The organism is Methanobrevibacter intestini, assembly GCF_047402955.1.
Taxonomy (GTDB): domain Archaea; phylum Methanobacteriota; class Methanobacteria; order Methanobacteriales; family Methanobacteriaceae; genus Methanocatella; species Methanocatella intestini.
Map to the genome: position 1 here is coordinate 1,533,101 of NZ_CP187956.1, position 20,272 is coordinate 1,553,372.

Here is a 20,272-nt window from a genome sequence, read left to right on the forward strand (position 1 = left end):
ATTTTTAAAACTTATAAGTTTTTATTAAATATATGAATAAATGTTCCAGGAGATTGTATAGTACTCACATTTGTTGTTTAAGGGTATTTTTAAATCTTTAATTAAATTTAATTCATTATAACTTGAATCAAGAGTATAAACTGTTTTATTTTCGCTGTGTTGAATACTTTCTATTGGAAAATCATTTAATTCAATATTGTCTGCAGGATTTACAACTTCAAGTGTGTAATATTCATTATTTGCTCCAAAAATAGCTATTGAAATTCTTAAAGTTATAAAAAGAACAGTTATGATATAAGGTAACAGTCTGTGAAAATAAAATTTCACTTTGCTTAAGTTAATATCTTTGTAATGAGGATATTCTTTTTTGGATTCAGTTAATATTTTCTTATTTTTTAAAAGAACTCCTCCAATATAATAATCAAAATAATAATGGTTTCTATAAATTAGAAAAAGTCCGCAAATACCTAACATTGATGGTGTAGAAAACATTCCTCCGTCTAATGCTCCAATAAGTAAGCAGGTTGAAAAAAAACTTAAAAGGATTGTAGTTGGAGCTAAACGTTTTTGATTAGCTAATATTTCAAGTATGAATAGGATTGGGAATAATATGATTACTATTTTAGCTATATTTGGAACATAGGTATATAATCCGACTCCTGTATTGATTCCGCTGCTGATAAATGGCCCGATTAGTGAAGTTATAACTTCTCCAAAAATGGATTTAAGTAAGTGGGTATGTAAAATACTGGTACTTGCTGCCTGTGAACTTTCACTCATAAAAGTTACATTTAATGGAATTCCTAAAGACTGTCTAAAGAGAACTTCCACAAGGATTCCTGAAATTAATAAAAGGCCACCTACACAAATAGCTATTTTTAAGTATCTGTCAGAGTCAATATCTTTATTTTTTAAGGTGAATGTTTGACTTAAAATTAAAAACAGTCCGAAAAGTCCAAAGAATAAAATATCTTTTCCTTTAGAAGAACCCATTAAAAATATGCGAGTTAGAGGTCTTACTATTGGATTGAAGATGTCTGTTATAAAAAGTACACCTGCAAATAATATAAATATGAATCCTGCTAATATAATATTATTCCTTTTCATTAAAATTAATTTAAGTTTTTAATGATTTAAAAGATTTACTAAATACGTGTTTTTATGATATTTACATTAGAATATTTCATTGGTTTGATTTTAATAGGGATTGTTGCAGGTTTTGCATCTGGTCTTTTAGGTGTTGGTGGGGGATTTTTAATTGTTCCGTTTCAGTATTTTTTACTGGAATATCTTGGTGTTGACCCGTCACTTGCCATGTTAATATCTCTTGGAACCAGCTTGTCTATTATTATTCCAACAGCATCAAGTGGTGCATATAGACATTTAAAAGTTATGGACAATATTTTAAAACCTGGAATAAGGTTAGGGTTATTTGGTATTGTTGGAGGTGTATTGGGAGGCATAATTGCATCAATGCTGCCGACACAAATATTAAAAATTATATTTGGATGTTTATTGTTATTTATAGCTATTCGTAACTTAATATCCGCCAATAAAAACACTTCAAAAGTCAGAGCCAAATTTAATTTAATAAACATAGCTGTTGTAGGTGTATTGGTTGGAATTTCTTCAGGTCTTTTAGGTGTTGGTGGCGGGGTGTTTATAATTCTGATTTTAACTGCAATATTCGGATTTTCAATGATTGAAGCTATTGGAATTTCATCAGTATTTATTAGCCTAACAGCTATTGGAGGAACCGTATCATATATAATATCTGGCTGGGGTGTTAATCCGTTTCCGTATTCATTAGGATATGTAAGTTTAGTTAATTTTGCAGTTATCGCAATGTTTTCAGTACCTTTAGCTTATTATGGTGCAAAAATAGCTCATAAGGTTCCTGAAAAAAGATTAAAACAAATATTTGGTTTAGTGGTTTTATATATTTCACTTAAAATGTTGGGTTTGCTTCCTTAATCCTTAAATTTAACTCCCATTCCCATTGCAGTAATTTGGAAGCTGTCTCCACCTAAACCAATTAAACCATATTCTATTTTCAAATCTAAAATTCCATTCCCACCATTAGTTTTAATGTCATTAGCTATTTTGATTAAAACAGTATCTTTGGCTTTTTTAAGCATTTTTAAAGTATCTTTTTCATATTTTTCAGGATTAACATGGATTAATTTTTTATCTCTTTCTAAAAAAACTGTTTCATGGAAATGGCCTATAATTTCTATTTTTTTATTAATTGGATGTGAACTGGTTATAAATGTAAAATTCAAATCATTGATTTGTTTATTGCTTTCCAATTCATTTTCCACAACTTCTGTATCAATAGTTCTTATAGGTTTTTGCTTTCCGGTTATTTTATAATACATGTCAGATAATTTGGAATAGGTATAATCTGTAATTTTTTTAAATATTCCAAAGAAATAAGAAATTATTCCAATTATAACTACTAAAAAGAAATAGTTAATAAGTGTAGGAATAGCTGCCTGCAAAATCACGATTATTGATCCGAAAGTGATTACATTTACTCCAAGTGTTGGATTGGATATAATAAAACCATAAACTACAGTTACAAGAAATAAAATAAATGCACTAATAGCTCCAATATCTTCGCCGATTATCTGTTTAGCTAATATAGTTTCAGCGTATCCTGCAGCTAATGGAGCAAAAATAAGTCCAAAATTCCATCCATAAATATCAATATGGAAATATAAAAAAATATAATAAGTTAAAATACCAATAATTGTTCCAAAAGAAATGCAGATAACAGCTTCTTTTAAGTTTTCCACATTTTCTATTCTTTCTTTAAGATTCATGTTATTCGTATTTTATAGCAGTACCATAAGCTGTTACGAGAATTGTATTTCCCATAGTGCCGCCTAAGTTATCATAAGAAATTTTCAATCCGATAATAGCGTTTGCACCTAAATATTCGGCTTTTTCTTCCATACTTTTCAGTGCAATATCACGAGCTTTTTGGATTTCTTCTTCATATCTTGAGGTTCTTCCACCTACAACATCACGAACACCAGAAAATAAATCTTTATAAATGTTAGCACCAATTAAGGATTCTCCAGTTACTAAACCTTTATATTCAATAATTTCTTTATTTTCCAGTGTGTTTGCAGATGTTAATATCATTTTTATCACTTATTTCATAAATTGCATTATTCCCCAAATAACTAAGAAAAGAATGATAACTCCAGTTAGAGCATATCTTGTTTTCTTTTGTTGGTTAATTCTTTGGTCCCAAACTGTTTGGCAGTCTGGAGAGCATACAAGTTCGTTTAAAGGTATTGGGGTTCCGCAAATTGGACAATGTTTATGTGGTTCTACAGCCATATTATCACCATATTTTTATATTTTAAAAAAGTCTTTAGTAGTTTTTGTAACTTCTTTTGCAAGTTTTTCTACATCATAATCGTTTTTATAATGAGCAATTGTTTTTAATATATGAGGCAAATATTTGGGTTCATTTTTATTACTTTTAGGTTTTTTATCAAAGTTTTTAGGTATTAAAAATGGAGCATCTGTTTCTATCATTAATTTGTTGGTTGGAATTACACTTACAGCATCCTGCAGGTCATCACCTCTTTTCATATCACAAATCCATCCGGTAACACCAATGCAGCATCCTAAATCGATATAATTTTGAGCTTCCTGTTTGGTTCCTGTAAAACAGTGAACTACTGATTTTTCACAAACATCTTCATGTTTTTTTAAAATATCATATAAATCTTTGTGAGCCTCTCTTTCATGTAAAAATAAAGGCATATCCAAATTTTCAGCTAATTCCACCTGTTTTTCAAACCATTTTCTTTGAACATCTCTTGGAGAAAAATCACGGTTATAATCAAGACCGCATTCTCCAATAGCTATAACACAATCATTTTCAGCTATTTTTTCCAGTTCTGAAAGAGTATTGTCATCACATGTTTTTGCATCATGAGGATGAACGCCGGAAGTTGAGTATAAAGTTCCAGGATAATTAGATGCATATTCACAAGCTATCTGACTTGCTTTGACATTGGTTCCGGTAATTATAAATTTGGAAACACCTTCATCAATGGCATCTTCAATTATAATTTCTCTATTTTTTCTAAAAGAAGGATGCATTAAATTAAGGCCAATATCAATAAGATTTTCCACTTAATCACCTGTTTATTTGCTGATAACTTTGGTTCCTACTTCCTCACCATTAATAGCTTTAATTAAGTTTTCAGAATCATAACCGTTAGCTATTACAGTTTCAAGAGATGATCTTTTAATCATTTGGATTGCAGTCATATCAAAGAATTCATAGGTTCCAGCCTTGGTGTCTTTTCCGCTGATGAATTCTATCATTTCACTAGCTGTAATTTCTTTAATTAATTTAGCATCTTCATATTTGTTCGGATCTCGGTCATACATTCCGTCAACAGAGGTTAGATTAATCAGTTTATCTGCATGAATGTATTCTGCTAAAATAGCTGAAACTGCATCAGTACTGTGTGCAGGTTCTGTTCCGCCCATTACAATTATTTTTCCGGTAGCTGAGTATTCCAAAGCTTCCTGGAAGTTATGAGGCACTTTCTGATAAGCAGCATCTCCAAGTGCAGATAATAACAATTTAGCATTAATTCTTGTAACTTCAATTCCAATATCATCGCACTGAGCTTCACCAGCTCCAAGTTCACGAACAACTCCGATATATTCTCTAGCAGGTTTTCCTCCACCTACAACAACGAATATTTCATGTTCGCTAGCTAATGATTTTAATATTTCACTATATTCATGGAATTTTTTACAGTCATATTCTTTTAATAAAATTGATCCTCCAATTGCTACGACTATCTTCATATATTCACCTTAACTATTATTTATTTGGATGATATTATTTAAATTTTAAATTATTATTTGCTGTAAAAAGAAAAATTGATTTTTAGTTTTCATATAAGTTTGTGGGTTTTTGCTTTAAAAATAGCTATATTTCATTTTTATTAAAATAAGAAAAATAAGAAAAAGAATTAAATTTAGTCAGCATGACCAAATTTAATTTTAAGTTTTTTAATGAATAATCTGGCCCAGCTGTAACCAAACATGGAACCGATAAAGCTTCCAATAATTACTCCTGCAAAGATACCCATTTCTCCGTAACCTAGCACTATTCCAAACAAGTATGCAAAGACTACTTCAGCAAATAATGACCTTATGATAGTTATTAATAATGAAGATGTTCCTTTTCCAACTCCCTGGAATACAAATGATCCTGCAATACCGAACGGTACGAATATTAAGAAGAAACAGAATATTCTAAGTGCAAATGCAATTTGAGGTGTAAGATATGCTGTTGCTGCAGAATATGAGAACAGCAATGCGATTTGCGGTGCAAATATGAATGTTAGAGCTCCTAAAATCAATGAAATAACTAATCCGAATTTGATACTGTATGTGAAACTGGTTTTTAATTTTTCATAGTTACGAGCACCGTATGCCGCTCCAGCTACTGTTAAAAGTGCAGTAGCAATTCCCATTAATGGAATCATTGCCATTGATACAATTCTCATACTTGCAGTATATACTGCTACTGCAGTTGTTGTTGAAACTATAACAAGCATTGCATTTATTGCCATTGTAAGTCCGGACATAATTAATTGCTCTGCAGTGGAAGGTATAGCTACTTTCATGATTTCAATTACAATTCCTTTACTTTTTTTGAATTGATTAAAACTTAAATTCATGTATGTGTCTTTTTTAACCCATATCCAGTATGCCATTACAATACAGGATATTCCTGCAGAAATTACAGTTGCCCAGGCAGCCCCTGCTATCCCCATATTTAATGAGTATATGAAAATCGGGTCTATGATTATATTTAACACTGCTGTAATAGCTATTGCGATTGTAGCTCTGTTTACATCTCCTTCAGATCTTAATATTGATGAAAGTACAGCTGAGAATAAAAATACTATTAATAATCCAAATGTAACTACACTGTAATCCATACATAGGTCAGTAACACTAGCTCCTCCCATAATTACAACTATTTCTGGGATTAATGGAAGTAATATTATTGGTATTACAATTCCTATGATTGTAGTTAATACAACGGAGTGTAGTGCTGCATTATTTGCTAATTCATCTTTTTTAGCTCCAAATGCTCTTGCAATTAATGAGTTTGCACCGGCACCTATTCCGTTTCCAAGTCCGACAATAATCATAAATAATGGTGTTATAAAACCTAGTGCTGCTAGAGCATCTGCTCCAAGTCCTGATACCCATACACTATCTGCTAAATTATAAAGCATTATAAGAAGCATTGATAGCATCATAGGCCAGGCTAATTTATTGATAGCTTTTTTAGGGTCTCCAGTTATTAATTCAATATTTGCATGTTTTCCTTTGGTCATATCAGCCATTTTTTTCCTCCTTTTGTGTGTTTTTTTGAATGTTTATTGATGATATGGTTATTTTCCTCATTAGTTCAACTATCTGCTTTTCATCAGTATTGCAGGTTGAATATATTTGGTTTTCCCATTCATTATTTAAATCCATGATTTTTAAAGCAACTGCTCTGCCTTTTTCAGTTAAAGACAATTGGTATTTTCTTCTGTTGTTTTCATCTATTTCCTTGTTAATAAATTGTTTTTCTTGTAGTTTTTGTATTGATCTAGCTATACTTCCTTTATCTATTTTAAAATGATTTCCAATTTCTTCTTGACAGGATATGTCTTTGTATAATAAATAGCTAAGTATAGGTGCATGTGATGCGGTTATTCCTTCTTTTTTAAGATAATTATTTAAATATATCATATATTGTCTGTGTATTATGGAAATAAATGTAATAAATTTAATATCATCGTTTTTAAACAAGTTAATGTCACATTTCATAAAAATCATTTTATAAATTTTATTTTGAAAATTTACAGTTTTAATATTATACTTTCATACTATATAAAACAGTTGGTGTGACAACAATTGTCATAACAATAATTGGAAATTACAACATTTTTAATTTCAAAATAAAAAATAAAAAAGGTTAATTTAATTTTATCTGCGTAATAACCTTTTAAAAATCATATAAATAAACATAATAACTAAAATAATCAATACAATTGGCAATATAGTTAATAAAATGCTGTCATTAACTTTATCAAAATGGTATTCTCTATCAAAATCCATATGTGATCCGTCAGTATGATTTGCAGTTATTTTAGCAAAATTATATTGTAAATCATAATAGCTAATGTAGGCACCTTCGTAATTTATGTAATCTGGAGCCTGTCCGTTTTCATCCATGTAATTTTTAACAATTCCACCCATTTTTATATAATCATAAATTGAATAGGAATCCTTGGTTAAAAGGGAGTATTTCAATGGAGAATCTGGAGCTTTATAATCTCCAGGATTTTCTAACCCGTTTCCATTTAAATAAGTACTGGTTAAATATAACAGTTGTGGAGCTGAATAAGAGTTGTAAGTTCCATTCATTTCATTGTCGTTGCTTTCTAAAAGACTTTGACTAGCATGAGCCATATTTGAAGGAGCTAATTTATGAGTTATTACTAAATTATTGTCATAATGTTTGGTGCTGTTGTAGTTATTTATATTATTAACAATCTCTCTGGCAATATATTTGTTTACATCATCATTATTCTGATTTATAATGCCGTCAGAACCTGCATCAGGATATTCTTTCAATGGCTGGATATAGCTGATTCCTCCATCATTAAGAAATGTTCCGGGGTTATTAATTCCTGCAAAAATTGTTTTTGAGTAGTTATCGTCCCATGCTCTTCTTAAGGATTCTGCAGTATCTAAATCATAATCTCCAGTATTGACAAATATTATCTGTTTGTCTGTAGTGGCTGTGGAATATTTATTTAAAACTAAAAAATTACCTGGATCTACGGCAGCAAACACTACACTAACATTTGAATCAGCTTCAATAGCTCTTGTTCCTTCTCCAGGTCCTGGAGACTGACTATCTACAATTACATTAATTTCTCCATTGCTGATTTCTTCAATATAGGTTTTTATGGAATTAAGCATTCCTACATCATCATTTGTACCCCTTATGTTATCGGATGTTAGAAAAACAGTGGTAGTTGCAGATACATCTTGAATTACACTAGCTAATAATAAAATAGCTAATAGGATAATTGCAATTTGTTTTTTCATAATTTTATTTCAATTTTTATGCTATAATAATTTTTTTATAGTATAATATTAAATTATTGTTTAAATGGATTATTTTTTGATTTTATTAATTTTTATTCATTTATTAGAAAAAATTTAAATAATTTAAAGTTTAATAAGATTTTTGAGGATTTAAAACGATTATCTTTTATTTTAAGTTCTATATTGTAGTTATTTTGAAAAATAACATTGCTTGTATCAAGTTGAAATAAATTTGTAGATTATAGCTAAGTATTTAATTTTAAAATATTTGGTTTTAGTTAGCTAATTTGATAGTTAAATATTAATTTACGATTTATTTTCAAATTTCATATTTAAGAATTATTATTTTCAAGTTTTATACTAAAATAAAAAGTTTAATTGCTAATTAATAGCTAATTTAGGTTAATTAATGGTAGTTAAAAATGTCCTCAAAATAGGAGATTTATAATGTTTAAAAGCAAACAAAAGAATTTTCTTATTTCTATGCTTTTATTAGTTTTATTTTTAGCAACTTTAGGCACAGCTTTTAGTGCTGATTTAAATGAAACTTTGGAAGCTCATGAAGTAAGTGTATCCAAAGATAATTTAGAAAATTCTCAAAATGACATAGTACAGGGTAGTGAAATAACTGTAAATGGAGGTAAATTTAGTGATATTCAAAAAGCAATTGATAATGTAGATGATGGTGGAACAATTCATTTAAATGGATATTATAGTGCCCAAAATAATGATGCTGTTGTTTATGTAAATAAAAATATTAAGATTGTAGGAGGTTCAAATGCTGTTTTAGATGGAAAAAATATTTCTTGTATTTTTTCAATTCAAAAAACAGGTTCAAATTGCCAAATAAGTAATTTAAAATTTATAAATGGGATGTCAGGTCATGGTGGTGCGATGGTTATTCTTGGTAGGGATGTAACTATTGAAAATTCAGTTTTTGAAAATAATTATGCAGATTATGCTGGAGGTGCAATTTATGTACTTTCAATTTTTGATAATAGCGGTAAATATCCGGAAGAAGGTGAAAATTTAATTATAAGAAACTGTAATTTTACAAATAACTTTGCACAAGTGGCAGCAGGAGCTATTGGTGTTTATGGAAATAATACTCAGGTTAGAGATTGTAATTTCGTATCTAATAAAGTTAAACCAACCACTAATCATAAATCATATGGTGGTGCGATTCAAATTGGTCGTGATGAATACAATATTTATTCTAATGTTGTAAATTGTAATTTTATTAACAATGAAGCCATTGCACATAATTTAAATAACTCTCATGGTGGAGCAGGTTGTGTTAGAGCTGGAATAACTTATCAAAATTGTAAATTTATTAATAACTCTGCAGATCAGGGTGGAGCATTAACTTATCATGCATCAGGTAATATTAAGGATTGTTTTTTTATAAACAACTCTGCAAAACTTTATGGTGGTGCATTAAGTACAGGTTATATAGATATGGATATGAATTTAAAAGTGGCTAACTGTAATTTTGAGCAGAATAATGCTCCTTATGGTGGTGCTGTTCAATTAAAAGGTAAAAATATTGAAATTCAAAAATCTACATTTAATAAAAATGTTGCATCAGTAAATGGTGGTGCTGTTAATATTATAGCTAAAACAGTCACTATTGATGACGTTGATTTTAATAAGAACATAGCTAATGTAAATGGCGGTGCGGTTTATATTAATGGATATAAAACAACTGTTGTAGATTCTTCATTTATAGCTAATGAAGCTATTCCTGATGTTAAAAAATTAGATGACGGATTAGGTGGAGCTATTTATATAAATAGTTCTGCAGCTACTATTAATAAAAATACATTTAATAACAATGTAGCAAGAAATGGAAGTGCTATTTATTATGATAAATCAGGTTTAAACTGTGTTATTTCAGATAATGCAATGGCAGAAAATCAAGCATGGGTTTATGCTTTGCCAATTTCTGCTAAAAATATTTATTATGGTGAAAATTGTGAAATTTCAGCCACTATATTTGGCGGAAATAATATAGCTAAATATAATGATTTATTTGTTTCAAATGCAATTTATAATAATGCAAAACAGGATAAAATTAAAGTAAATGGTGAAACTCCTATTTTAGGAGCTGTAGATAATGGAAAATTATATCAGGACAGTAGGGAATATAATATGGATGTTTTATTAACTGTAACTTATGAAGACGGATCTGTAATATTTAATAAAACTTTAAAATCTGATTTTAAAGGTTATGTTTCAAATGTCCTGGAAAATTTAAAGCCTGGAAAATATAAAGTTAGTGCAACCCATTTTGAAGATACTTACTACAAATATATTACAAATGTTACCTATTTCAGTGTTTATCCTAAAGCGGATCTTCAAGTAAATAAAAGTTCTAATTTGATTGATGCTAATTATGGGGATGTGGTAATATGGACATTAAAGATTACAAATAATGGTCCTAATATTGGAACTGGAATTAAATTAAAAGACTTAATTCCTGATGGTTTAATTATTTTGAACTGTGATGATGAAAAATACAATAAAAAAACAGGTATTTTAAATATTGGATCTCTTAACATCGGTGAATCTAAAACAATTAATATAAAAACTTTAGTTAATAAAACGGGAACTTTTATAAATGAAGCTAGTGTGTCTGGAAACGAATATGATTGGAATTTAAAAAACAATAATGATTCAGCAGGTCTTAATGTTAATCCATCAGCAGATTTAGCTATTGAAAAATTAGTTAATGATACTAATCCTAAATTCAATTCTTTAGTTAAATGGACTTTAAGAGTTACTAATAATGGTCCTGATAAAGCTACAGATGTTATTGTTTGTGATCTGCTTTCTAGAGATTTGATTTATCTTTCCAGTACTGGAAATTATGATGTAAAATCTGGTTTATGGAATATTGGAACTTTAGAAAGTGGCAAATCTATTTCTATCGATATTGTAACTTTAGTTAATAAAACTGGAAAAATAATGAATGTGGCTAGTGTGTCTGGAAATGAATATGATTGGAATTTAAGTAATAACTATGATAATAATTCTATTGATATTGATGTATGCGCTGATTTGGCTATTGAAAAATTAGTTAATGATACTAATCCTAAATTTAATTCTTTAGTTGAATGGACTTTAAGGATTACTAATAATGGTCCAGATACTGCAACTGGTGTTGTTGTTTGTGATATTTTGCCTGATGGATTAATTGCTATGGATAAATCATTTGATGGAACTTGGAATGTCGGCCAATTGCTTGCTAATCAGACAAAGGAATTAACAATAATCTGTTTTGTTAATAAAACTGGAAAGCTTGTTAATATAGCTAATGTATCTGGAAATGAATATGATTATGATTTAACTAATAATATTGCAAATAAAAGCATTGAGGTTAATTCAAGTGTTGATCTTTTTGTTAAAAAATATGTGAACAATAGGACTCCTGACTTTGGTGAAATAATTAAATGGTCAGTTGTTGTTTCAAATAATGGTCCTGATGTGGCTACTAATGTTCAGGTTAAAGATTTATTGGATGAAGGGTTAATATTTGTAAAATCTAGCTTAACAAAAGGAAACTATGATGTTGAATCTGGTATTTGGACTATTGATTCATTAGCACCTATGATTAATGAAACATTGGATATTTACTGTAAAGTTAATAAATCTGGGAAAATTCTAAACTTAGTCAGTGCCAATTCTACACAATATGATTGGAATGAATCAAATAATCATGATAATGAATCTGTTGATGTAATTAAAGTAGCTGATTTGTCAGTTATTAAATTAATTAACAATTCAAATCCTAATTATAATGATTTAATTAAATGGACAATAATTGTTTCAAACAATGGGCCAAATGCAGCTACTGGTGTTGTGGTTAATGATTTGCTTCCAAATGCTGTTGAATATATTTCATCTAATCCATCTAAAGGAGTTTATAATCCTGTAAGTGGTATATGGGATATTGGCAACTTAGATGTTGGTGAAGAATTGCAATTGGATATTGTCTCTAAAATTGTCAAAACAGGAAACATTACAAATGTTGTTAAAGTCAGAGGCAATGAAAAAGACAATAATTTAACTAACAATAATTATGAAAAGTCAATTAATGTTAAACCTGCTGCAGATTTAGCTATTGAAAAATCAGTATCAAAACAGGAAGTTAAGTTAGGTGATTTAATTACTTATTTAATTGAAATTACAAATAATGGGCCAGATAATGCTGAAAATATTAAGGTAAATGAATTATTAAACTCTAATTTAAAGTTAATTTCATTTGAGACTACTGAAGGTAATTTCAATAATGAAACCAATGTTTTAACTATTGGTTCATTAGCTAATGGTGAAAAATCTCTGTTAACTATTAATGCCGTTGCAAATAATTGCGGTAAATTTGAAAATACTGTTGTTGTTTCATCGGATACTTTTGATTATGATAAATCCAATAATCATGATTGTGCAAGTGTTTTTGTAAGTGAAAAAACTATGAAGAAATTAGAAAATATTGTAAATAATATCCATTCTCCAATTTTAACTAAAGATTCACTTCAAAAATCTATTGTTTCAAAATTAGAGAGTTTAACACAGGTACAGGCTTTAACAAGTATTGTATTGCCAAAAACAGGTTTGCCGATTGTATTGTTAATTTTAGTTTCAATGATTTCAATTGGATTTTTACCTATTAAAATTTCAAAGAAAAGATAATTTAAAGTAGCTATTTGGCTACTATTTTTTATTTTTTTAAAAGGATTTTTTAAAAATTTTAAACTATAAGAATTATTGATTTTTGCATCAATTATTTTAATGTTTTTTAATAAAAGTATTAAAAAAATAATTCAAAATTCTTAAATTATCAATAGTTTTAAATAGGACTTTTAACAAATATATATCTAGATATTGATGTATTGATGATTTTTTATTAAAAATTACTGTTTTTACTCAATATTAAATGTTATGAGGTGAAATTATGTCTGATGAAGAAATGATTGAAGAAACAAGCGAAGAATTTATAGAAGAAGATGAAGAAAAATTACCTTTCGCTAAAGCAGAAGTTGTTCGTTTAATGAAAGAAAATCTTGATGATGACAAAATGATCAGGGAAAGAGTAAAAGTAGAAATGAACAAATTCTTAGGTGAAGTTCTTAAAAACGTATGTAAACAATTAAATGATTATCCTTATACTACTATTGAGTATGAAATGCTTAAAGAATCTACTTACCCATACACTAACATTACAAGGATTAATCAGGAAAAAGAAAGAATATTATTACATTTAGAAGCTATTAAAGCAGATTGTAATGCATTAGCTATGGATGTTCAAAGAACTTTAAAATTAAAAGATGTTGCTGAAGAAGACGATTTAAGTAGCTTTTTAGCACATGATGATGAAGAAACTGAGGAAGAAGAATAAAATCTTCCTTTTAATTATCTTCAATAATACTAAAACCTGTTTTTAATAATTTCAATTCCTCTTCGGGAATGTCTAATATTTCAACATCATCACTTACAACATTACTCTGACCAAAGGGATCTTCAATAATTAAAGTAGCTGTTTTTTCTCCATTTACAAGGCTTTTTAAATCATTTAAAACTAACTGTGCATTTTTTTGAGAAGTATTGTCATTAAATAGATGAAGTGCCTGTTTTACTGCATCTTCAAATCGGGTGATTACTCCTTCAACATTAGTTACATATCCTTCTGATTTTGGACCAGGTTCCACTTTAACGCCAAGTTCTGGAATGGACACAGTTGCTGACTGTGATCGGACAATTCTGGTAGATAAATTATCTTTATTTATTTTTAAAACATATTTTGCAGGATCATTATGTTCAAGTGCTATAATATCACTATGTTTAAATCCGCAAGAATCACAAATAATAGTTGTTTCTAAAACCTTTCCGAAGTGTGGTATTTCAATTTCTTTCATTATAGATTTAGCTACATTCTCAGTGTTGCATGCTGGACATTTGATACTCATTTCATTAATTTCTGCTTCATTCATTATAAACAAATCCTCTTTTTGTTAATTCTTCAATGATATTATTTAAACTATTATCGTCAGGTGCACAGACAGTAAATTTTCTGTACTTTGACAGAGCATATAATTTATTTAAATCTTCTTTTTTCTCTTTGTTTTCATTAATGCTTTTAATAAATTTGGTTGCTTCATCAGAATCTGAAATATTAACAGTTTTAACTAATGAATCTTTAAAGCCTCCTAATTTGTACACGATTTTTGTTATGCTGCTGTTATTCTGTTTTATGATGATGTCAACTACATCTTCTAATTCATCAACACTATTAGTTAAACATACAGTTTTACAGGTTTGTTTTATTGTTTTAAGTAGTTTGGACAATGTATTATTAATATTTTCAGTATTGACTGTTATTGCATTGAATTTTTCAGCCTGAGATATTAGGTGGTTGTGGATTATTCTGTTTTCTTTAAAGAATTCTAATTGTTTTCCACCTCTATGTATTTGAATTGCTCTTTTAACAAATCTTTCTTTATGTGCTTCTTCATCTGATGATAATATAAAGAAATAAATATTTGCATCTTCGTAGAATTGTTCAATATCAATTAATCCAGGAACTAAATGCACTCCTTCAATTATAATGTCATCAAAGTCTGTAATTGCTCGCTGAATTACTTTTTCTAAAGCAGGAATAACATATGATGCGTGTTCATCAAAACCAGCCGCCACCAGTTCCTCATAGTTGTCATATTTTGACTTGTTTCGTAGGCTTTTATATGCTTCATAAGATGAATTGTGGAGTGCTGGAGCATATTCCTTTCCAATAATTCCTCTAACTACAGCACGTATGAAATCACTTTCTATTAAATGTTTTATGTTTAATTGTTTAGCTAATTCTGCAGCTATTGTTGATTTCCCAATTCCAGAGGCACTTCCAATTAATATAACATAAGGTTTTCTCATGTTGGTAGTCTCCTAATCTTTTTAATAGTTATATAATAATTAACATATTTAATTTATAAAAACATTATCTTTTAATAATAAGAAAATCAATAATTAATAAATAGATTATAATTTTTTTTGAAAATCTTTTTTTAATAAAGTTTTTATAAAAAATTAAGATTATTTTGTTACACAGTTGTTATAAATTATAAGTTATAGGAGTGATATTTTTGTATTCAGTAGATTCTGTTAAAGAACTTCAAGATTTGAATCCATTCATTGTTGTTGGTTGTGGTGGAGGTGGTGAGAAATTCTCCAATCTTGAAGGTATTGAAGCAGTTGGCTTTATAGATGATGATGTTAACAAACAAGGAACTCAGTTTTGTGGTAAAACTGTTTCAGGCAGTTTGGATGAATGTTTAAGTGAAACTTCTGCAAACTCTCTTGTTATTATGTTGCCTATTGGAGCTGAAGGTTCAGCTATTAAATATGCTGTTCAAGCTATTGATGCTGGTTTAAATGTTATAACTTCCTTTAGATCATTATCTATTGAAGACAATATTTCTTTAAAAAAATTTGCTGATTCAAAAGATTTAATTATCAAAGAAATAGGTCCTAGGTTAGATGTTGTTGAAAAAATAGCAGGAATAGCTCCTGAAAAATCCTGTGAAGTTTTACCAAAAATATCCTATGAACCTAAAGCTCCGGTAATCTTTGTTGGAGGAACTTCTCAGGAATGCGGTAAAAGAACTACTTCCAAAAAATTAGGAATTGCCGCTACTCAAAGAGGTTTAACTTCAGCAGTTATTTCCACTGATGAAATGGGTCTTGAGGAACCTACAGAATTTAATTTTAGAGCAGGAAGTTTATCTGCTATGGATGTTCCTGCAGCAGTATTGTCTGCAATTAAATATGTTGAAGAAACTAAAAAACCGGATATTATTTTCATTGAAGGTCAATCTAGTTTAACTGAAAAAGGAAATCCTCATCCAAGAGGTTTATCTGCAGCTATTTTGATTGGTGCAGCTCCTGATGCAGTTATTATTGGACACAGACCAAACCATCCATATAGAGAACCTAGAGGCATTGAAGAAGAAATTAAAGCTATTGAAGCTGTTGAACCTACAAAAGTTGTGGGAATTTCAATTAATCTTAAAAATGCAGAATTGGATTTGGATACTGAATACTTTGAACATAAATATGACTTACCTGTAGAGGATGTTTATAACAATGGTGCTTCAAAATTATTAGATGCTATACTTGATTATTTAGGAGAGTAATTTAAATGGGTTTTACTGATGCTTTAAAAAGAAGTTTAGGTTTTGAAGAAAATACATCTTTACATAACAAACAGCCAAATAATTATAGAAGGCCAAGCACTCATTCTAGTGACTTTAGAATGTCAAATAATAATGCTTCAGATTTAAGCAGTCATAGCTATTATGATGATGTGTCTATTTCTCCGGAACAGTCTTTCTATGAAATAATGTTAATAAGGCCAAAAACTATTGATGATATTAATTATGTTGTAGATCAAGTTCTTGAAGAAAGTAATCCTGTTATTTTAGATTTATCTTTTTTAGAAAAAGAAAGTCCGGCTAATTTCAAACTTGCCGGTGAAAAAATCAAACAAATGAGAAGTAATTATGGTGCAGAAGCACTTTTACTTTCCCGTTGCAATGATAAAAATTTAATTATTATAGCTCCAAAAGGAGTTAGTTTAGTTAGAAAGTAGAAAAATTCTTATATTTTAAAGAATTTTTCAGCATTTTTAAATGCTACTTTCTCTATTTCTGTTTTTTTATATCCTAATTTTTCGAGTTCACGTACTGTTTTTGGAACAGATAGTGGATCAGAGGGTTTATTGCTGATGTCACTATTTAACAGGAATTTGTCAAATCCATATTCATCCAATATAGCTATTGCTTCTTCTTTGTCCATTTTTTGAGGCTGTACTGTTAATCCTAAAGTGTAATCTTTGTCAATTACATCTTCAACTACATTTTGGTTTATATGGTCGATAACAACTAATTTTGGGTCAATATGTTGAGGTACAATATCCTGAATGACTTTTAAGACTTCTTTTTTATTTTTACGTGGTGTGTGAACAATAACTTTTGATTTAGTTTCTTCACCAATATCTAACTGTTTTTTAAAGATGGATATTTCACTATCTGTTAAATCTTCAAGACCTATTTCTCCAATAGCTACTATCTGTTTGTTTTCAATCCATTTGTAAAGGTTTTCGTATATTAATTCCGGATTTACACTTGTATTTGCAGGATGGATTCCTAAAGCGACTTTTAAATCAAGGCCATATTCTTTAGCTCTTTTGGTGTCATAGTTGAGAATTCTTTCCAAATGATTTAAAAGAGTGCTTTCATTATTTAACTTGTATGGGTAGAAAGCACAGGTTATTGCAGCATCTATTCCAGATAAATACATTTCACCAAAATCTTCACTACTTCTTGAATCTCCATGCATATGTGTGTCAATCATTTCAATCACTTTCTTATAATGTCTATTTTGTGATTAATATTATGGTTGTCTCTCTTAAAAAAATTAATGCTTCAGAGTTATTATTTTTATATTTTTCTTATGTGTTATTTTACACATTTTCTCACTTTGAGAGTTTTTATATTTTTTTAGTATTAAAAATATCTTTGCTAGTAATACTCTTTTTGGTGATATCTGTGAATGAAAATCAAAAATGTATGGAAAACTATGAAACAGTATCTGAAGAAATTAAATATATAACAAACTCTTTAGTAAGGTTAAAAATCTTAGCAACTTTATATGAACAACCGTTGAATATGAAAGATATTAATAAAACTACCGGATTAAGTTATAGCTCAATATCAAGCAATATGTTTGGACTGGAATTGGGAGGTTTTGTTTATAGAAGCGGAAATCTCTATTATATCTCAAATACAACTGAACTTTATATAACTAATATTCTGGAATTAAAAGATACAATAAACTTATTTAATAGGTTTTTTAATATTTTAGATGCTCATATTGTAGACATGATTCCTGAAAATTCAATAGCTCAATTGTATTTGCTTGGAAGGGCTATTTTAGTTGAATCCAATGAAAAAGATATTTATAGGGCTTATAATATAATTCAGCATGCATTAAAAGAAGCCTGCGGTTTGAAATGTGTTTTTCCTTTTTTCTATGGGGATTTTAATAAATATATAAATGATTTGATTGATGAGAACAGGCATATTGAAATAATAATTCCTCAAAACATTAAGGAAAACTTTGAATATTTCTTGAATCTGGAAAATGACAATGTAGAAATGTCTACTTTTAATATTGAAAATAATTTTTTATTGGTTGTAACAGATAAAGTAATGATTCTTGGCCTTTTTAAGGAAGATGGAAATTTTGACCAGAACAGAATAATAACTTCTAAAAAAGAAGAATGTATTGAATGGGGTGAAAATCTATTTGAAAACTTTAAAAATAAGATAAATAAATGAGTATTTTTTACTCATTTATAATATTCTTCCAGATAATCTTTTATTTCATCAATAGCTATTCTTTCTTGAGCTTCACTATCTCTGTTTCTTATAGTTACTTTATTGTCTTCCAAACTATCAAAATCAACAGTTATTGCAAGAGGAATACCAATTTCATCTGCTCTAGCATATCTTTTACCGATTGTTCCACTTACATCATATTCAACTTTAAATCCAGCATTTCTTAATTTATCAGTTATTTCAATAGCTATTTCACGAGGGCCTTCTTTGTTTACAAGAGGATAAATTCCCACTTGAACAGGTGCAACAGAAGGTGCAAATTTAAAGTAATCTTTGTTTTCTGTTTCTTTAAATGAATGTAATAAAACAGAGTAAAGAATACGGTCAATACCAAATGAAGGTTCAATAACATGAGGAACTATTTTTTCACCGGAAATTTCCTCTTCAACATCTTCAAAAAGCAGCAAATCAGGAGTTAACTCATAATCCTTATCCAGACTAACTACATATTTTCCATCATTTTCAATAGCCTGTTTAATTTCATCTACATCAGCTTCTTCAATAGCCTGTTTTACTTTAGGGGAATCTCCTTTAAATATTGGTCCGAATTTGGATAAATTAGGTTTTACAACGGTTTTTTTTACTGTTTTAGGTTCATCATATTCAATAAATACATTTAAATCATCATTACTGTATTTGCTGTGTGATGTTAAGTCGTAATCTCCCCTATCAGCTATTCCGATTATTTCAACCCAGCCATATTTGTCAGTTTTAACTTCAACATCCCAGCAGTCAAGAGCATAATGAGCCATTTCTCCAGGTAAGTGCTGTCTGAATCTTAAAACATCATTGGGAATACCAATTTCATTTAAGAATTTTCTAGCTAAATATAATTGATAAATTAACATTTCATTAGCTACAATTCCTTTGTCAAGCGCTTCACGGGCAGTGATTTCTAAAGGTTCACTGTTATTTATTTGAACATCCTGGGAATTTAAGCATAAAACTTCATCAGCTATCTGACTGAATTTAGGAGTGGTTTTGTCTTTAGGATTTAAAAATATTTCAGCTTCTGCTTGTGTGAATTCCCTTAGACGAATAACTCCCTGTCTAGGTGAAATTTCATTTCTGTATGCTTTTCCAAGTTGAACAACTCCAAACGGAAGTTTACCTCTAAAGAATCTTTCAAGACGTTTGAATAATATAAAAATTCCCTGAGCTGTTTCTGGTCTCATATAACCTACTTTATCACCTTTAGCTCCAATCATGGTTTTAAACATTAAATTGTAATTCCAGATATTGGAAAGCTTTCCGCCACATTCCGGACATTTGATGCTGTTGTCAATAACTATTTGGTCGAGTTCTTCATTTTCCAGACTTTCTACATCTTCACCAATAACTTCTTCAATAATGTGGTCTGCTCTAAATACTTCTCCGCATTCTTCACATTTGGTCATTGGATCTGTAAAGTTATCAACATGTCCTGATGCTTTTAAAACTTCTTTAGGCATTACAGTAGGACCTTCTATTTCATAAAACCCTTCTCCGGAAACATACTGTTTTCTCCATTTTTGCATTATATTATTTTTTAAACTAGCTCCAAGAGGTCCATAATCTGTAAATCCTGAAACTCCGGAATATATTTCAAAAGATGGCCATAAAAATCCTCTTTTTGCACTGATATTTGTCATTTTGTCATGATTCATAAGTAT

At 29.1% G+C, this 20,272-nt stretch carries 19 protein-coding genes; 6 read left to right on the forward strand and 13 right to left on the reverse strand.

All coding sequences use genetic code 11. The features are described 5' to 3' along the window. Positions 1-24 precede the first annotated feature (24 nt). Positions 25-993, reverse strand: a complete 969-nt coding sequence (locus tag ACMC9J_RS07140) for a hypothetical protein (protein WP_427003641.1) — start codon at positions 991-993, stop codon at positions 25-27. A gap of 168 nt (positions 994-1,161) precedes the next feature. Between ACMC9J_RS07140 and ACMC9J_RS07145 the strand changes: the two genes are divergently transcribed. Continuing rightward, on the forward strand, positions 1,162-1,974 hold the full coding sequence (locus ACMC9J_RS07145; RefSeq protein ID WP_019264308.1) for a sulfite exporter TauE/SafE family protein: 813 nt from the start codon (positions 1,162-1,164) through the stop codon (positions 1,972-1,974). Here ACMC9J_RS07145 and ACMC9J_RS07150 read toward each other — a convergent pair. The 8 genes from ACMC9J_RS07150 to ACMC9J_RS07185 form a co-directional block, all read right to left on the reverse strand. Continuing rightward, on the reverse strand, positions 1,971-2,825 hold the full coding sequence (locus ACMC9J_RS07150; RefSeq protein WP_427003139.1) for a hypothetical protein: 855 nt from the start codon (positions 2,823-2,825) through the stop codon (positions 1,971-1,973). The genes ACMC9J_RS07145 and ACMC9J_RS07150 overlap by 4 nt on opposite strands. A 1-nt stretch (position 2,826) precedes the next feature. Next, positions 2,827-3,150, reverse strand: coding sequence for a YbjQ family protein (locus ACMC9J_RS07155; protein ID WP_019264306.1), 324 nt, complete (start codon positions 3,148-3,150; stop codon positions 2,827-2,829). Between the two features lie 9 nt (positions 3,151-3,159). After that, positions 3,160-3,351 (reverse strand): DUF2116 family Zn-ribbon domain-containing protein, encoded by a 192-nt coding sequence (locus tag ACMC9J_RS07160; RefSeq protein ID WP_019264305.1) that lies wholly within the window; start codon positions 3,349-3,351, stop codon positions 3,160-3,162. A 15-nt stretch (positions 3,352-3,366) separates the two neighbouring features. Further along, entirely contained in the window at positions 3,367-4,158 is a 792-nt protein-coding gene (locus ACMC9J_RS07165; RefSeq protein WP_427003140.1) for a TatD family hydrolase, read from the reverse strand. 12 nt (positions 4,159-4,170) lie between these two features. Next, on the reverse strand, positions 4,171-4,848 hold the full coding sequence (pyrH, locus tag ACMC9J_RS07170; RefSeq protein WP_427003141.1) for a UMP kinase: 678 nt from the start codon (positions 4,846-4,848) through the stop codon (positions 4,171-4,173). A gap of 173 nt (positions 4,849-5,021) precedes the next feature. After that, positions 5,022-6,407: an MATE family efflux transporter gene (locus tag ACMC9J_RS07175; RefSeq protein WP_427003142.1), complete on the reverse strand. Its 1,386-nt coding sequence runs from the start codon at positions 6,405-6,407 to the stop codon at positions 5,022-5,024. After that, positions 6,400-6,879: a MarR family winged helix-turn-helix transcriptional regulator gene (locus tag ACMC9J_RS07180; protein WP_019264301.1), complete on the reverse strand. Its 480-nt coding sequence runs from the start codon at positions 6,877-6,879 to the stop codon at positions 6,400-6,402. The genes ACMC9J_RS07175 and ACMC9J_RS07180 overlap by 8 nt, the downstream gene beginning before the upstream one ends. A 159-nt stretch (positions 6,880-7,038) precedes the next feature. Continuing rightward, positions 7,039-8,169, reverse strand: a complete 1,131-nt coding sequence (locus tag ACMC9J_RS07185) for an adhesin (protein ID WP_427003143.1) — start codon at positions 8,167-8,169, stop codon at positions 7,039-7,041. Positions 8,170-8,616: 447 nt separating this feature from the next. Here ACMC9J_RS07185 and ACMC9J_RS07190 point away from each other — a divergent pair, with 447 nt between their 5' ends. Next, entirely contained in the window at positions 8,617-12,861 is a 4,245-nt protein-coding gene (locus ACMC9J_RS07190) for a DUF11 domain-containing protein (RefSeq protein ID WP_427003144.1), read from the forward strand. Positions 12,862-13,123: 262 nt separating this feature from the next. Continuing rightward, positions 13,124-13,567 (forward strand): hypothetical protein, encoded by a 444-nt coding sequence (locus tag ACMC9J_RS07195; protein ID WP_019264298.1) that lies wholly within the window; start codon positions 13,124-13,126, stop codon positions 13,565-13,567. Positions 13,568-13,577: 10 nt separating this feature from the next. Here ACMC9J_RS07195 and ACMC9J_RS07200 read toward each other — a convergent pair whose 3' ends face one another. Further along, the gene (locus ACMC9J_RS07200; RefSeq protein WP_019264297.1) at positions 13,578-14,159 is read right to left on the reverse strand and encodes a ZPR1 zinc finger domain-containing protein; all 582 of its coding nucleotides are present in this window, start codon (positions 14,157-14,159) and stop codon (positions 13,578-13,580) included. After that, on the reverse strand, positions 14,152-15,096 hold the full coding sequence (locus tag ACMC9J_RS07205) for a 3H domain-containing protein (RefSeq protein WP_019264296.1): 945 nt from the start codon (positions 15,094-15,096) through the stop codon (positions 14,152-14,154). Before ACMC9J_RS07205 ends, ACMC9J_RS07200 begins: the two co-directional genes overlap by 8 nt. Positions 15,097-15,305: 209 nt before the next feature. Here ACMC9J_RS07205 and ACMC9J_RS07210 point away from each other — a divergent pair, with 209 nt between their 5' ends. Beyond that, positions 15,306-16,355 (forward strand): DUF1611 domain-containing protein, encoded by a 1,050-nt coding sequence (locus ACMC9J_RS07210; protein ID WP_019264295.1) that lies wholly within the window; start codon positions 15,306-15,308, stop codon positions 16,353-16,355. A gap of 5 nt (positions 16,356-16,360) precedes the next feature. Next, a complete protein-coding gene (locus ACMC9J_RS07215) occupies positions 16,361-16,810 on the forward strand; it encodes a cell division protein SepF (RefSeq protein ID WP_019266314.1) in 450 nt (149 codons plus the stop codon). 8 nt (positions 16,811-16,818) lie between these two features. On the opposite strand, the gene ACMC9J_RS07220 is transcribed toward ACMC9J_RS07215, so the two are convergent. Further along, positions 16,819-17,574, reverse strand: coding sequence for a TatD family hydrolase (locus tag ACMC9J_RS07220; RefSeq protein WP_094516671.1), 756 nt, complete (start codon positions 17,572-17,574; stop codon positions 16,819-16,821). A 194-nt stretch (positions 17,575-17,768) separates the two neighbouring features. On the opposite strand from ACMC9J_RS07220, the gene ACMC9J_RS07225 reads away from it, so the two are divergent. Further along, positions 17,769-18,560 carry a helix-turn-helix transcriptional regulator gene (locus tag ACMC9J_RS07225; protein ID WP_019264292.1) on the forward strand — a complete coding sequence of 264 codons (792 nt, stop codon included), beginning with the start codon at positions 17,769-17,771 and terminating at the stop codon, positions 18,558-18,560. Positions 18,561-18,571: 11 nt separating this feature from the next. On the opposite strand, the gene glyS is transcribed toward ACMC9J_RS07225, so the two are convergent. Next, entirely contained in the window at positions 18,572-20,266 is a 1,695-nt protein-coding gene (gene glyS / locus ACMC9J_RS07230; RefSeq protein ID WP_250416502.1) for a glycine--tRNA ligase, read from the reverse strand. Positions 20,267-20,272: the final 6 nt, after the last annotated feature.